We start from the raw sequence: 14,571 nt of genomic DNA, 5'->3' as shown, positions 1-14,571 counted from the left end.
TGCCGTTTACGAGGAGCAGACCTGCGCCAGTAGCGTCGATTTCCTCAAGCGCGTTGTTCGAGCCGCGCCCATGAAAATCGTCAAGCTGCCCACTGACAATGGCACCCAGTTCACCGACCGTTTCACCGGCAAAGGCAAGCAGCCCAGCGGCCAACATGGCTTTGACCAGGCCTGTGCCGGACTCGGTATTGAACATCGCTTAAGTCCACCCCGCCACCCGCAAACCAACGGCATACCCTCTGGGGCACAAGTGGTGGAGCGTTTTAATGGACGGATCAGCGAATTGCTCAAGCAAACCCGGTTTAGCTCCGCCGAGGAATTGGAGAAGACCTTGCTCAGCTACCTGGTTATCTGCAACCATCATATTCCGCAACGCGCCATCAACCATCAAACGCTTATGCAAGCCGTCCAAAAATGGCAAGAAGATAAGCCTGAGTTGTTTGTTAAAAAGGTTTATGATCAGATGGGGCTTGACAGATGTGGTGGCACATGTGCTTGTTTCCTGTTTAGCAGTTTGATAATGTTCTTGTAAATACGCTTTTGCCCAGAACAACGGCCAGCTACGGATGGGTATATGATCGTACGGAACTATACAATAATGCAACCGACTATAATCAAAACATAAGGCTATCCTAACTTTTCAACACCTAGCCAAACCAGTAAAAGGCCACCAAATTCCAACGGTCTGACCCCTGCCGGATGTTGATACGGCGTCAAACTAGGATCGTCCAAATTCAAGCCCGTGACATAAGCCAACAGCAGCATGGCCGATGCCGCCCATGCCACCGGATTGCGGTGTACACAAGCGAACGGTAACAACCAGAGCAAATACCACGGGTTAATCACCGGAGAGACCAGCAATAAACCGCCCAGCAACAGGTCGGCGCGGGGCAGGGTGCGGTTTTCTTGCCGCCAGTACCGCCAGCCATACGCCAGAACCGCCGCCAGCAGCAAACCGCCCAACACCAGCTTGGACGGCAAGGGCGGCAACAGCAAACGCATCAGGCCGTATAAGGCCGAGTTGAACTCAAAACCGTCCGCAAACGCCTTGAGCCCTGCCGCATCGGTCGCCCCTTGCCACCAGAACGGCGCGTACAAGGCGGCAAAACCCAGCGCAAACGCCCGCCAAGCCCGCCATCGCCAGTTCAGCAACCAAAACGGCACCACCACCCACGCCGCCGCCTTGGCTGCCGCCGCCAACGCCAATAGCAAACCCGCCTGGATCAAGTATTTTCGTTGACCCGCCATCCAAGCCGCCATCAGTAATGCAGGCAGCAAACCATCCGGGTGGGCGGTGAAGGCAATCTCCTTGATGACCAACGGATTCCAGGCATACAGCAGCACTTGGCGGGGCGGGGCAAGTTTGAGCAAATGATGGATCAGCCACATATCAAGCAAACTTAACAATGCTTGCAAAGCCCACACCTGCCCACTGGCAAGCCGATGCGCCGCCAAAAACAGGTATTGGAAAGTCGGCGCATAAATGGTCGGGATGTCGGGGTGGTTGATTTGCCCTAAAATGGCATGCCACGATGTGGGGATGTTGGGGTCGGTAAAAAACGCTTCCGGCGCAATGCCGTAGGGCGAGCCGGATTCGGCAAAGCGGTAGCCATCCCATAAATAACGGAAGTAATCGTCTTCAAACAACGGCAAACCGAAGCAGCCGATGACGCGGAACAGGGTCGCCATCAGCAACACCTGTTTCGCCGTGGGCGGCTTGCCATGCGCAGCGGACGCATACGCCCAGCCATAACAGATAAAAGCGCTGGCCATTATCAATAAGAATATCGGCAACTGGCTGTTGTAGGGGCTACGGGAGAAAACCGCGAGGCCTAGGTAGCACAGGCTCAGGCCGAGGGTGGCGAGTTTTGTTGGCATCATATAAACGTTACGCGCATTCCCAAACTACCGCTTGGGAATGCGGGATGGGAAGCTCCGGCTTTCTGTCATTCCCGAAGCTGGAGCTTGGTAACCAGCATAAAGCTTTTTTCGTGTCTTTCGTGCCGTTCGTCGACACCCTGCTTTTTCTAGCATAAACACTATCAGCAGCAAAATACTCACGCGCCTTCACGCATCTGCACCGGCGAGGCGGGCAGTTTGTCCAGCATCACCGCGCCGTCAGAACGCAAGCGCCCGAACGTCAAGGTCCCGGTCGGGCAGCTACTGACGCAGGCCGAACAGCGTACGCATTGCGGGTCTTCCATCGGCTTGCCTTTGTTGGCGAAGGCCATTACGTCTATGCCTTGGTGGCAAACCGTGGTGCAGATGTTGCAAGAGATGCACTTGTCTTTGTCGGCAAAAATACGGAACTGGCTGAAACGGGCGTAAATGTGCATCAAGGCCGCCAGCGGGCAGAAAAAACGGCACCAGGTGCGTCCGCTGAAATGGAAATACAGCCCTAAGCCTAAAATACCCGCTAGGAAATAATCGACCACCTCGGCATAATTGAGCGGGATACCGAACAACTCGAATTGGTAAGCCGCCTGCAAAAATACCGCCGCTAAGCTGTCGCCAAGCGTTGTACCCGCACCAACCCAAGCGACAATACGCAATGCCAACAGCAGTAAGGCCATCGCTAAAATGACTTGCCCCGCCAAGTTCAGCTTGTTCCAAACCGGGCCGTGCGGCATTTTCGTGCGCTGCGCGTCGCCCAAGGTTTCCGCCAACGCGCCGCAGGAACAAATCCAGCCGCAGTACACGCCTTTGCCGTAGCGGTAGACCAGCCACGGCAACAGCACAAAGGTTTGCAAAAAACCAAGCGCCAACCAAGTGTAATTCGGTTGCTCGGTGAACACATTGGCGATGAACAAAGGCCAGGCCAAGATGAAGCCGACGCTACGCCAATATTCGCGGTTGCCGGTTTGGTCGCTGTACGGGAACAATTGGTCCGCCAGCCAGGCGGCCGCGCCGCTGTCGAACGCCCCGAATTCACCTGCTATCGGCAGCACCACGAACGGCAATAAAAACAACGGCACGGCCTGCACCGCCAGCAAACTTAGGGTTTGCCGACGGATGTACGGGGTCGGCGTGCGGGCGATGCGCCGCCAGCCAAATCCGGCGATGACCAGCGTATAGGCGAGTTCGTAGTAAAACCCCGTACTAGCCAGTGCCGGTTGCAGGGCGCGTAGCCACAGGTTATCGTCGGGCCAGGCGGAAAAATCTACATTGGCGGGGGTCAGGCCGTGTGCGAACAGCCAATCGAAGACGCTGCCGTTGCCGGATTTGCCGCTGTATAAAAACGCCACCAGCAGTAAAACCAAAGCCAAGCTGGCGAATTTGCCCGCCGACCACAGTCCGCGCACCGGAATGCCCAGCCGTTTGAGGAAGTCGATAGGGGCTTTGCGGCCTATCATCACGAATACGGCGTCGTTAGCCAAGGCAATCATTTGCTTGCCGGATTGCCGCAGATGCACTTGCTCTTCGGTGATGCTGACGACTTGGCTGGAAAATAGCATGTCCTCGCCCAATAAGGCTTGCGCTTTGGCGATATTGTCCGGTTTCGGGCGGCTAAACTCGCTGCCACGGTAGCTCAGCGTCACCTGTGCCCCCGCTTCGAACAAGCTGATGGCGGTTTCCAGGGCAGAATCGCCGCCGCCCACCACCAGCACTTTACGGCCCTGGTAATCGTTAGGGTCAAACAAACGGTTATGGACTTTGGCCAGCCCTTCACCCGGCACGTTCAGTGTTGAGTGTTCGCCGTTGCGCCCGGTGCAGACCAGCACCCGTTTGGCGTAAGCGTTGCCTTGCTGGTCGTTGAATTGCAAGACTAAACGTTTATCGTCACGGACGATGCTTTCGACCCGCCGTAACTGGAATTGGATATTGGCGGCGACGGCTTGTTGCTGTAGTTCTTTCAGCAAGGCTTCCTTGCGGGTGGCGGTCAGTTTAATGTCGCCAGCGGGTTGGAAGGCTTTCGGATAAGTGTAAATCGGTTTTCCGTTGGTGAAATTGGCGATGGTGGCAAACGGTTCCGAAGCTTCGTAAATGACGAACTTCAAGCCTGCCTTGTACGCCGCCAAGGCCGCTGACAAACCCGCGACCCCGCCGCCGATGATCGCCAAATCATACGTGTCGGGGTGTTTTTTGCACGGCTCCTGAAACGCTTGTTCGTCAATAAACGCCTGCACCGCCTTGGCGCCGGAATCGACGGCGAATTTCAATAAAGGGATGCCCAGCAAATCACCGGCAATACGGATGCCGCTGACGGCGGTCAAACCAGCAGGGCCGGTTTCCGGCAACGGTTCAGGGATGCCCGCAGGCCAACGCAGATGCAGCCAGCGGGCGTAAGATTTTAGTAGGTTCATGGGCAGTGCGGTGACCGGGTAGATAGGTGGTAAAGGGATGGGGGTAAGAGACAAGTTCAGCAATTCTCATTATGACACCTAGCATAGTGGCTAGGTGGTGCTGGGATTGCGCTATCGCTTCATCCCAGCCTACGTCACTGTTGGCACAAGCCAGTTCCGGCTAAGTTTGACGGTTGTCCGGTTCATCATGGCAAACGATGGGACGGTAGTGACGGTTCGTTATGCCACAAACTGCCCCGCCATTGCCGCCAGCGTAAGCGCATGACCATGCCCAGCATACCGATGACCGCGCCGAACACCCCGCGCACCGTGCCGCTGATTTTAGACTTGCCCAGCCGCACCAGACAATCCACTGGCGTTTCGACAATCGTAAAATCCAATTGCAACGCTTTGACCTGCATTTCCACCGTCCAACCATACGTGGTGTCCTGCATCCCTAAGGCTTGCAAGGCAGGATGGCGGATGGCGCGGAACGGCCCCAAATCGCTGACCTTTGCCGACCAAAGTAGGCCAATGATCGCCGCCACCCCTGCCGTGCCGACTTGTTGCGCCCAGGTCATTGCCCCGGCCTGAATATAACCTAAGGTGCGCGAGCCGATGACCAAATCGGCGCCCTTGGCAATAGGCGCCAGCAAATAACCGACTTGCCGGGCATTGACCGAGCCGTCGCCATCGACAAACACCACCACATCAGTCGCTTTGATATGGGCGATAGCCGCCAAACACGCCGCGCCGTAACCACGCCGTGGCTCAAACACCACGCTGGCCCCGGCGGCTTGCGCCAAGGCGGCGGTGGCATCGTTGGAACCATTGTCGGCGACGATGACAGCATCCACCAAGGGCCTACCGGAGAAATCTTGCAAAGCCAACAAGTTACCGACGACTTGGGCTATTGCCTGCTCCTCGTTCAAGGCCGGGATGATGGCGGTGATATGCAAATTTTGGTACATAGCCCACCCACCTAAAAACCGAAACCCAGATTGATACCCGCCAAATCATGGTAGGACGTATTGCGCCCGTCCACGACCCCGGCATAGACCACCGTGACCGACGTGGTGGGGGTCAGTTGATAACTGAGGTTGCCGCCTAAAATTTGATAATCCTCTTTCACACCGGGAAACCGCGCAAAGGTGAAACCGGGTGCGCCAATGTCGATGCCGCTTAAGGATTCCTGCACTTGGTAGTTGACGCCGATACTGGTTTTGGCATTGATGGAATAATTGGCCTTCAAGCTGGCAAAAAAATTGTCCGGCACTTGGCCTTCCAACGTGCGGTAACCGATTTGGCTGGACAAGGAAATGCCGTTCTCGAAAAACCGTCCGATCAAGGCCGAAAATTCGCCGCCTGATGCGCCGTCGCCAATGGCATTTAACGCCCCGACCTGATAATCGCCACGGATAATCCCGCCAGCCCGTAATGTGACCGTCAGCGGCGCGTCGATCAATTCATCCAAAACCCGCCAGCGCGCGCCAATATTAGTGTCGGTTAAACCGTCGAGATTAGCCCCGAAGGGTGCCGGGCCGTCCGCAGGTGTGCCAATAAATTCGGTGGACGAATAACCCAAACTGGCATCTAAGGCAAGACTGTCACTTAAGCCATATTCGCCATAGAAATTTACGGTGTGCTGGGACAAATCGGCAGGCAATTTGACCAGTTTGTTGCCCATAAAAAAACGGTCGGTGGTTTGGTAAACATAAGACACCGAGCCATTGATGGCGCCAGGTTCGGGCAGCCAAGGGTTGCTGTCGGCCTGTGCGGCCTGTGCCGCCGCCCATAGTGCCAAGGCCGTGAAAATACTTTGTTTGCTCATGGTCTTTTCCCCGTTAATCCAGTTTATAGCGGCGTTTCAGATACACGGCAACCGCGCCGCGCTCGGTTTCTGACAGTTTCTGCGCCAATTCACTGGCTTTTGCCAGTTGCGCGACCAATTCGGCAGCCTTGGCCTCATCTATATCTTGACCGGCAAGCGGGCAACTGGAACACGCCAATTTGTGGTAAAACGCCGACTTGCCCAAATGGTAGGTTTGGTTGGCTTGGTCGCCGCCGCTGATGCTGTAAGAGCCGGAGGCAAGCGCCGAACTGGCGGCGGCCCAGCCAATCGCCAGTACGGTTAATTGAATAGCGGATGTTTTCATAGCTTTTCCCAAATTAAAAAAGACGTTGATCGGCAAGATCGGAAGCCATTATCGGCGGCGACTATCACGAAAATATCACGGAATAATCAAATAAATGTGATTAGCCAAGCCGTCATTTTGTCCTGATAATCCGCCCCGACACCACGCATTGGCGAAGGAGACAAAGATGAATATCAGCACCTTGGGCTTTCCTGCCTATGAACAGGCCAAATTGGCCAAGCTATTGCCGCTGGGCAAAAACCGGGCTTATCACCTGCAAACACTTGAGGACGGCAATTTGCCTACCGTCGTGCTGGTGTTTGGCGAAGAACATTTGGCGCATCCGGCCTTAACACAGGCGACGGACGGTTCCGGCTGCGCCATCGCCGTGGTTTCAGCCAAGCCGCCTAGTGGCGGGCAATTGCACATCCCCTATCCCCATACGCGCCAACTTAAGGAAAAGCACGTCATTCCGGCATACCCTCTGGGCCACAAGTGGATTGCCGGAGCCGTTAGACCGCGAATCGAATCCAGATGCCACGGATGGCAATAGCTACAAGCACATCCATGTGTTCTGGATGTCGGCAATCCACTTGTGGCCCAGAGGGTATGCCGACATGACGACTTTCCATGCAATTGCAGCGTACTATAGACACTGAATTGGCGCGTATGCCGCATCGCCCCCGTGCTGGACTTGCCCGACTTGATCCGCCACCAACGCGAGTACGGCAAACTCAACCGCCATGCCCTAACCGCCACCGCGCCAAAACTGCCGCTAATCTTGGTGGTGGATGATTCCTTAAGCGCGCGCCAAACCACCGCCGACACGCTACGCGACAACGGCTTCCGGGTCATCACCGCCGTCGATGGCGTGGACGCGCTCAAACAACTGCAACATGCCCGCCCGGATATGCTGGTCACGGATTTGGAAATGCCGCGCATGAACGGCCTGGAGCTAACTGCTTTACTAAAAAGCCAAGTGAACAGTAAAACCTCATCGGCGGGTTTGTTGTATTGGGCACTGGGCTTTTGTGGCTCAGGTATTTTAATGAGGTGGCCCTGCGGTTCTCCCCTGTCAACAAACTGTCCGCCGTTATCGGTGGGATCAACCATACGCCAAAAAGCATCGAGCAAGGTTTTATAACTGATCTTGTCAGGATCATGATAAACTTGGACGCTTTCCACATGCCCCGTACTACCACTGGAAACCGCTTCGTATTTCCTATAGGTCGTTTGCCCTGAGCGTTAAAAAAATCGGATTTATCGGTCACATTTGATCGGCATAATCCGTCTAATGTTATTCAAGGCTGCGATTTCCAAAGCCCTAAATTGAAGAGAATAACAATGAGCAATTCAGAACAAATCATTAGCGCCGTCAATACGATGGCTTTGGCAATGGCGGAAGGCCGTTTGGACGATGTGCTGTCCGCTTATGAAGCTAATGCCACGTTGGTGGTGCAACCGGGCATGAACGCCTCAGGCTCTGGGCTGCGCGAAGCCTTCCAGAGTTTCATCGCCATGCAACCGAAGTTTGCCATGCCCGAACATGAAGTCATTGAAGCGGGCGACATCGCCCTACATATCGCCCCGTGGACAATGACCGCAACAGACCCCGTGAGCGGCAATCCGATTGAACAAGGTGGTTTATCTTTAGCCGTGTTCCGCCGTCAGCCCGATGGCCATTGGCTGATGATCATCGACAATCCGCATGGTTCGGTATTGCTCGGTGGCTAAATTGAAACACTGTTGAAGGCTCAGCCATTCTGATGGTTAGGGACACAAGCCCAGGCTTGTGTCCTAAAGTCAGATTGTGCCGGAAGGCTTTGCCGCATTAACCCAATTCAAAAAAGGAGAACCTTTGCCTAAGCCCGCTGAACCCCAAAATTCTGAACCGTTAGAACATACCGTGCGCCGCGCCCAACAAGGCGAGCGTGCGGCCTTGGATGCCGTTGTCCGCGCCATCCAGCCCGATGTCCATAAGCTCGCCCTGCGATTTTTGTGCTGCCCGCACGATGCCGAAGATGCCGGACAAGAAATCCTGATCCGTGTCATCACGGGCTTAAGCACTTTCCGTGGTGACAGCAGCTTCCGTACTTGGGTGTACCGCGTTGCCAGCAACGCCTTGCTAAATTTGCGCCCGCAACGCTTGGAACAACAAGGCTGGGATTTTGCCGGCTTCGCCGCCGATTTAGCACAGGGCTTGGCCGACGAGGATGACCATCTCCATGAGAGCGTACTGTTAGAAGAGGTGAAAATCGGCTGTACCTTGGCAATGTTGCAATGCTTGGACAGAGGCCATCGGCTGGCTTACATCGTGGGCGAGATTATGGAGCTGGATCACAGCCAAGCGGCGGCCGTGCTGGGTATCGCCCCCGCCGCGTTCCGCAAGCGCCTGTCACGGGCGCGGGCGGACATCGTCGCATTCATGCAAGGTTATTGCGGTTTGGTCAATCCCGACAATGCCTGCCGTTGCCATAAACGGGCCAGGACGGCCATCACCTTGGGCAGGGTCGATGCCGCACACTTGCAGTTTGCCAGCTCGCCGCAACAAGCCCGGCAATTCCCGCAGGTGTTGGCGCACATCCGGCAATTGGAGGCGGCTAGAATGGCTGCGGCGTTGTACCAATCGCATCCAGAGCCCAGGCAAGCCAACGACATTGACCAGTGGCTCAAGCAGTTGCTGGACGAGGGAATTCAGGCGTATTAGACGGCGCGTTGCCATACCCATTGGCAATGCGGGATATGGGTTCAGGGTAGCCATGTTGGTGGCCTTATACAAATCACATTTAATTGAATTTTCCGTGATTATTTCGTGATGTTTGGCTGGGCACAATAGCCCTGCCTCAGCCAATCGACCGGTTGATGGGCAAATCCTTTAATCTGATCCGGAGCATGCAAGATGAAATTCAGCAAAAAAACGAATGTGTTGGCCACCGCCCTGTTAGCCACACTAGCCACTACGGCCTTTGCCGAGGGCTTGGGCGATAACGTGATCCCCGCGCCGCCTTCTATTGGTTCAGTCGTGCCATTGACCTATTTTGGCCCGGCGCCTTCCAGTGTGAACCCCAGCTTTATCGGCCCGCACCAGTTATTGACGGCGGGCAAGGTCAACATCAACCGCCTGACCGTCACCTTGCCGTTGTATAAAGCGGTGTCACCCGAAGGCGAGACGTATTGGTATGTGTTGACCGACAGTAATGACCAGGCCAATTCTGAAGCCTTGGGCCTGAATTTTTCCGGCAAGCTGACTTATGCCGAGACCGGGCGTGGCGTGCGTCATGCGACGCAACAGTTTGACGGCAGCGTCAAATTTACGACCGCACAAGCAGGCGTTGATTTTGCCCCCAGGTTTAAATTAGTGCCGGGTGACGCGCCTAACCTGTTCCCGCCTAAAGAGTTCAAACCCGGTTCAATTGGTCAGGAGAATTACAGCCCGTTGATGAAAATCGACAATGTCGGCGGCTATATTTACAACGCCCCGATAGTCGCCAAAGGCACTGAGGAACAACTCAATGCCTTTTGCAATGCAAATCCCGACAAACGCTTAGTCCATGATAAAACCCGCCGGATATGCCCCGCCGAAGGCACGGTCGAATTAAAGCTGACTCTAGGTTTCACCTTCTCGCGCCCCTTGCTGTATTTGAGCCTGGAAGCCAGCCATGAGTTGCCTGCCACGATGGAAGGCGCCACCTATGCGCCAGGTTTGCAGGATATTGGGGTGGGCCGTGATGACAGCGCGTTTAGTGCAGTTGAACGTCTGTTTGCCGTTACCAATGGTCAAATCGGCAAAAACAACCCGCAACGACAAGGCTTTAACAGTGCTTTGGCAGGTGATGGCAACGCCTTAAACGTCTTGGGCGGTATTCCAACCGTCGCGACCGATTACAGCCCTTTATGGGATGTGAATGCGGTTGAATGGACGGCGGATGCCATCAAAAAAGGCTACCGTTCGCGCGTACTTGGCGAGTTTGAACTATTGGGCTTGGTGCAACAGGGTTGGTTGACCGGACCTGGTGGCGCGAAATTCGGCTCAACTGGCTTTATTGTCAATTGCCCGCCGGTTATGCGCTTACTGTAAGTTTTTCCAATTTATTTACAAAGCCATTGCCACTGTTTACTTAGATTTTGTTTTACGATTGGCCTACATGGCGGATAACATCCTATGCAAGGATGTTATCCCTTTAAACGTTGCGATTATTGACGGTAATAGGTCGGCAGGTAATTTTTTATAGGGATAAGGTAATGACCCACTTAATCGACAGAAGAAAATTTTTACACTTGGCGGGCATAGGAGGAGGCGTGGCCTTTGTCTCTGGTTTAGGGTTTGATGTATTTGCCGCCGATGGCTTAACGGATGGTTTGGATTTTTATTTCGTGCAACTGTCCGATACCCACTGGGGCTTTAAAGGCGAGGATAAAAACCCTGACGCAGCAGGCACTTTGCAAAAAGCGGTCGCTGCCGTTAATGCTTTAGATAAACAGCCGGATTTTGTGGTGTTCACGGGCGATTTGACCCACACCACCGATGATGCCCAAGAACGCCGCCGACGGATGGCAGAATTTAAAGCCATCGTCAGCGAACTTAAGGTCAAGCAAGTTAAATTTATTCCCGGCGAACACGATGCTTCCTTAGATAAAGGCGAAGCTTACCAAGCGTTTTTTGGCGATTTGCATTACAGCTTCAACCATAAAGGCATCCATTTTATTGCCTTGGATAATGTCTCCGATCCGGCAGCGCAACTAGGCCAAGCCCAGTTAGATTGGCTAAAAGTCGATTTACAAGCCTTAGCCGCCAATACGCCAATCGTGGTGTTGACCCATCGACCATTATTTGATTTATACGCCAAATGGGACTGGACGACCCGCGATGGTCAGCAGGCGATTGATTTGTTGATGGCCTTTGAAAATGTGGTGGTTTTTTATGGACATATCCATCAGGAGCATCACCATGTCACCGGACATATCCCGCACCATGCGGCCAAATCGCTGATTTTCCCATTGCCCGCACCAGGTTCCGTACCCAAACGCGTCCCGATACCTTGGGATTCTGCCAAGCCGTATAACGGTTTGGGCTTTAGAAATATCGAAGCCTATCCGTGGAAAAACTACCGTATCGAAGAAAAAGCGATTATCAAAGGAGAAACACTATGAATGCGTATTGGAAGAAATGCCTGTTGTGCTTGTTATTGCTGACGCCATTGGCAGCAACTGCCAACGCCGGGCCACCCGTTATCGTCATCAAAGCCAGCAAATTCTTATTTCAACCCAGTAAAATCGAATTGAAAAAAGGCCAGACGGTCATTTTGGAATTTACCAGCAGCGACAGGATGCATGGGTTTTCCTTGCCGGATTTTGCCGTCCGTGCCGATATTGAACCCGGAAAGCCCATGCGGGTTAGCTTTACCCCTGACAAGGCGGGTTCGTTTGCCTTCCGTTGCGACATTTTTTGCGGCGATGGCCATGAAGAGATGGCGGGGGAAATTATCGTGCGGGACGAAGGTTAAACTTTACGCCTGTTAACAGTAGTCAATTTATCAGCTTGGCAGCCGGAAGCTTGGCATCCGGCCTGGTCGTTTCCAGTCTCTTAAGGAATCGCTGAACAAATCCGCTGACATCCTGACAGGATGTTAGTTTACTAGGCTACGTGACGTTTGCCACTTGAAATACCATAAAACAGATCGTCAGTTAATTTGGCACACCATAACCTCTTCGGCGACAATTACCCTCAAGCCGCTTTTCTTCGCATGTCATCCAGCCTTTCTTGTAACTCAGGTACCGAATAGGCCTCCCGGTTGAACTAGGAACTCCTGAGGGTGTAGGGCGAGGCGATCCGCCCCCATCCCCGCACCATCGGCCAGTCATCAAATACGCCGACACAAATAGGGATGTTCCAGAATCCGTAGGCAGCGAGTGGTCAGTGAGAGACTACACGGGCTGCTGCTTGCACCAACCCTTCAAGCCATTCTTGATGGGCGTTAAGCATTGGGTTGGGCTTGGTCGCGGCGAGTGCCTGCGCGGGTTTGCCAATTTGGGTTTCCTGGGTCAGTATGCGTACCCGCCCACCGGGCAGGTTTTCAAACAGCCACGCATGATGGACATCCAGACGGTTTTCCGCCGTACCGTCTACCCAACCGTGCCAGGCGACCCGTGCCGGTTCACCATCGATGGGCGGTTGGTATTCAGTGACTTGTGCTTCTACCGGAAAGTTGAAGGTGGTGAAGCGGAAACGGGCGTTCAGGTGCAGTTTTGGGCCTGGACTGTTGTAAAAATAAATGTCAGACACATTGCTGTAGTAGCTCGGCCATAGCGACGTGTCGTTAAGTGCCGACCACACCGCAGCGGCACTCAAGCCGCTGATGATGAGTTCATTGGAGACGTAATTGTCGGTCATGCCAGGCAGGTAGGTTTCGGGCCAGATGATGTGGTTCATGTTTTGGTCTCCTTAATATTGTTAAAAATGCGCTACGCTATCGCTCAGCACATAAATCTGTTGCTTCAATCCGATAAAACGCATAAACATCGATAAGGCCATTAATCGCTATGGATGCTTCGTGGGAAAACTCGGCCCCCATTTTTTCCATGGCTTTTCGTGAACGGATGTTGTTGACACCCACGTGAAACCACACGGTGTTTGCCCAACGGAAGGCATGTGCCAGCATGAGACGCTTCAATTCCCGATTGGTTTGCCCGCCCCAGTGGCTTCTGGCAAGAAAGGTGAAGCCAATCGCCACTTCCTGATGGTCAGCATCCCATTCATAAAACCGGGATGAGCCGATGATGCGCCCCGATATGTTTTCGATAACCACCAAAGCCCCTGGGGAATCGATGGCACTGGCAAAAAAACTGCTCTCGAACACCTCGCGTTGATAACGTAGCGGATGCGGGTGCTGCTCCCAAATGAGCGGGTCAGCCGCTACCGCGTATAACGCCTCGAAATCCTCAGGATACAAGGGTCTGAGCGAAATAGCGTCGCCTGTGATAGAAGGTTTGAAGTCAAAATCGCTGGTATTGTTCATGTATCGTCTTTGTAAAGAGTCAGTCATTGTTAAATTAAATTAGACCCGCATACTGATGGCGATACGGTTCAGGGCATTCATGTTGGCAATGGCGATAGTCAGATCGGAAATTTGCGCATCCGTAAAAAATGCTTTTAACTGGGCAAACGCCGCATCACTGCCGCCGTCTACGGTGATGGCGGTCAACGCTTCCGCCCAAGCAAGCGCGGCGCGTTCCGCCTCAGAATAACAAGCACCCACTTTCCAACCCGCGAGCATGTCAATGCGTGCATCGGTTTCACCCGCTTCCCGCAAGGCTTTAGCGTGCAAGTTAAGGCAATACGCGCAACCATTGATTTGGGACACCCGCAAGTAAACCAATTCCAGCAAGGTTTTTTCAAGCCCTGACTTTTCAACAGCGTTTAGGCATTCGCGTAACGCCGTTATCGCGGGTAATGACAAGTCAAAATACTTTAGGCGGATGTTTTTCATGGGTTGCTCCAGTTGAACTTGAACAGTTACACTTTTTAAATGCTTACCACGGCAATGATAGGCTTCCTGACCTATTGGCCAAGCTTTTCGGCATTAATTCCAGGGCCATGACATAGTGGTCTTCCATCTGGTTTGTGTTTTTTATGCTGAAATCCATCGATGTCCTAAAGCCAAAACGCGCATAATAAGCCGGATCGCCGACTACAAATACCGCAGGATAGTTGAGTATAGTGGACTCCGAAATCCAGACAGTAGTTTAAGCCATGCTCTGATCCAAAATTGAGACAGAAAATGAATGAAAGCAAACGCAAGGTATTTACGGAAACCCAAAAAGCCAAGGTTGCCCTAGAAGCGATCAAAGGCACGAAGACGATTAATGAGATTGCGCTAGAACATGGGGTACACCCGAATCAAGTGAGTCAATGGAAAAAAGAGCTACTGGAGAATGCCGGCAGCTTGTTTGAAGGTAAACGAGGGTCTAAAGTGGTCAACGCACAGAGCGACCCTGACCGGTAAAGTGGACCCCATTGTCCAGACAATTAATTGTTTAGTCCCGCATTTAAATGGTTTACTATATCCTAAACTCAAGGAGCAAAAGCTATGGGGCAACTACTACACGGAACAGCCACGACCACGCACGCCGTCCGAGAAAAAATACAAAACGCT

16 protein-coding genes and 2 pseudogenes are annotated in these 14,571 nt (G+C 53.4%); 9 read left to right on the top strand and 9 right to left on the bottom strand.

Annotation, left to right across the window (positions count from 1 at the left end; all coding sequences use genetic code 11):
• Positions 1–532, top strand: a 532-nt coding sequence (locus PHH59_RS16325) for an integrase core domain-containing protein (RefSeq protein WP_300018731.1), incomplete at its 5' end; no start/stop codon positions are given.
• A 95-nt stretch (positions 533–627) separates the two neighbouring features.
• Here PHH59_RS16325 and PHH59_RS16320 read toward each other — a convergent pair.
• From PHH59_RS16320 to PHH59_RS16300, 5 genes are all read right to left on the bottom strand, one after another.
• The gene (locus tag PHH59_RS16320; protein ID WP_300018728.1) at positions 628–1,878 is read right to left on the bottom strand and encodes a glycosyltransferase 87 family protein; all 1,251 of its coding nucleotides are present in this window, start codon (positions 1,876–1,878) and stop codon (positions 628–630) included.
• Between the two features lie 179 nt (positions 1,879–2,057).
• A complete protein-coding gene (locus tag PHH59_RS16315) occupies positions 2,058–4,304 on the bottom strand; it encodes an NAD(P)-binding domain-containing protein (protein ID WP_300018725.1) in 2,247 nt (748 codons plus the stop codon).
• A 185-nt stretch (positions 4,305–4,489) separates the two neighbouring features.
• A complete protein-coding gene (locus PHH59_RS16310; protein WP_300018722.1) occupies positions 4,490–5,254 on the bottom strand; it encodes a glycosyltransferase family 2 protein in 765 nt (254 codons plus the stop codon).
• 11 nt (positions 5,255–5,265) lie between these two features.
• Positions 5,266–6,114, bottom strand: coding sequence for a hypothetical protein (locus tag PHH59_RS16305; RefSeq protein WP_300018719.1), 849 nt, complete (start codon positions 6,112–6,114; stop codon positions 5,266–5,268).
• A 13-nt stretch (positions 6,115–6,127) separates the two neighbouring features.
• A complete protein-coding gene (locus PHH59_RS16300; RefSeq protein ID WP_300018716.1) occupies positions 6,128–6,439 on the bottom strand; it encodes a hypothetical protein in 312 nt (103 codons plus the stop codon).
• 166 nt (positions 6,440–6,605) lie between these two features.
• On the opposite strand from PHH59_RS16300, the gene PHH59_RS16295 reads away from it, so the two are divergent.
• Together PHH59_RS16295 and PHH59_RS16290 are read left to right on the top strand one after the other, a co-directional pair.
• A complete protein-coding gene (locus PHH59_RS16295; RefSeq protein ID WP_300018713.1) occupies positions 6,606–6,971 on the top strand; it encodes a hypothetical protein in 366 nt (121 codons plus the stop codon).
• 132 nt (positions 6,972–7,103) lie between these two features.
• Positions 7,104–7,562 carry a response regulator gene (locus PHH59_RS16290; protein WP_366905211.1) on the top strand — a complete coding sequence of 153 codons (459 nt, stop codon included), beginning with the start codon at positions 7,104–7,106 and terminating at the stop codon, positions 7,560–7,562.
• Here PHH59_RS16290 and PHH59_RS16285 read toward each other — a convergent pair.
• Positions 7,544–7,603, bottom strand: a pseudogene (locus PHH59_RS16285) (hypothetical protein); the annotation flags it as partial. The gene PHH59_RS16290 and the pseudogene PHH59_RS16285 overlap by 19 nt on opposite strands.
• A 159-nt stretch (positions 7,604–7,762) precedes the next feature.
• Here PHH59_RS16285 and PHH59_RS16280 point away from each other — a divergent pair.
• The 5 genes from PHH59_RS16280 to PHH59_RS16260 all read left to right on the top strand — a co-directional run bounded on the left by PHH59_RS16280 (position 7,763) and on the right by PHH59_RS16260 (position 11,922).
• Complete coding sequence (locus PHH59_RS16280) at positions 7,763–8,152, top strand: nuclear transport factor 2 family protein (protein ID WP_300018710.1); 390 nt, start codon at positions 7,763–7,765, stop codon at positions 8,150–8,152.
• A 124-nt stretch (positions 8,153–8,276) separates the two neighbouring features.
• Positions 8,277–9,125, top strand: a complete 849-nt coding sequence (locus PHH59_RS16275; RefSeq protein WP_300018707.1) for an RNA polymerase sigma factor — start codon at positions 8,277–8,279, stop codon at positions 9,123–9,125.
• A gap of 192 nt (positions 9,126–9,317) precedes the next feature.
• On the top strand, positions 9,318–10,496 hold the full coding sequence (locus PHH59_RS16270; RefSeq protein WP_300018704.1) for a hypothetical protein: 1,179 nt from the start codon (positions 9,318–9,320) through the stop codon (positions 10,494–10,496).
• A gap of 164 nt (positions 10,497–10,660) precedes the next feature.
• Positions 10,661–11,569 carry a metallophosphoesterase gene (locus PHH59_RS16265; protein WP_300018701.1) on the top strand — a complete coding sequence of 303 codons (909 nt, stop codon included), beginning with the start codon at positions 10,661–10,663 and terminating at the stop codon, positions 11,567–11,569.
• On the top strand, positions 11,566–11,922 hold the full coding sequence (locus PHH59_RS16260) for a cupredoxin domain-containing protein (protein ID WP_300018698.1): 357 nt from the start codon (positions 11,566–11,568) through the stop codon (positions 11,920–11,922). Before PHH59_RS16265 ends, PHH59_RS16260 begins: the two co-directional genes overlap by 4 nt.
• 410 nt (positions 11,923–12,332) lie before the next feature.
• Here the strand turns inward: PHH59_RS16260 and PHH59_RS16255 are convergent, their stop codons facing one another.
• Genes PHH59_RS16255 through PHH59_RS16245 form a run of 3 tightly spaced genes read right to left on the bottom strand, consistent with a single transcriptional unit; the run spans position 12,333 to position 13,905 of the window.
• The gene (locus PHH59_RS16255) at positions 12,333–12,848 is read right to left on the bottom strand and encodes an SRPBCC domain-containing protein (RefSeq protein WP_300018695.1); all 516 of its coding nucleotides are present in this window, start codon (positions 12,846–12,848) and stop codon (positions 12,333–12,335) included.
• 37 nt (positions 12,849–12,885) lie between these two features.
• Positions 12,886–13,434 (bottom strand): GNAT family N-acetyltransferase, encoded by a 549-nt coding sequence (locus PHH59_RS16250; protein WP_300018692.1) that lies wholly within the window; start codon positions 13,432–13,434, stop codon positions 12,886–12,888.
• A gap of 39 nt (positions 13,435–13,473) precedes the next feature.
• Complete coding sequence (locus PHH59_RS16245) at positions 13,474–13,905, bottom strand: carboxymuconolactone decarboxylase family protein (RefSeq protein ID WP_300018689.1); 432 nt, start codon at positions 13,903–13,905, stop codon at positions 13,474–13,476.
• A 291-nt stretch (positions 13,906–14,196) separates the two neighbouring features.
• Here PHH59_RS16245 and PHH59_RS16240 point away from each other — a divergent pair.
• Positions 14,197–14,388, top strand: a pseudogene (locus PHH59_RS16240) (transposase); the annotation flags it as partial.
• Positions 14,389–14,571: the final 183 nt, after the last annotated feature.

The sequence above is a fragment of the Methylovulum sp. genome, assembly GCF_028687615.1.
Classification (GTDB): domain Bacteria; phylum Pseudomonadota; class Gammaproteobacteria; order Methylococcales; family Methylomonadaceae; genus Methylovulum.
Note: the sequence above shows the minus strand (reverse complement) of the source record. Positions and strands in the feature narration are given on the sequence as shown.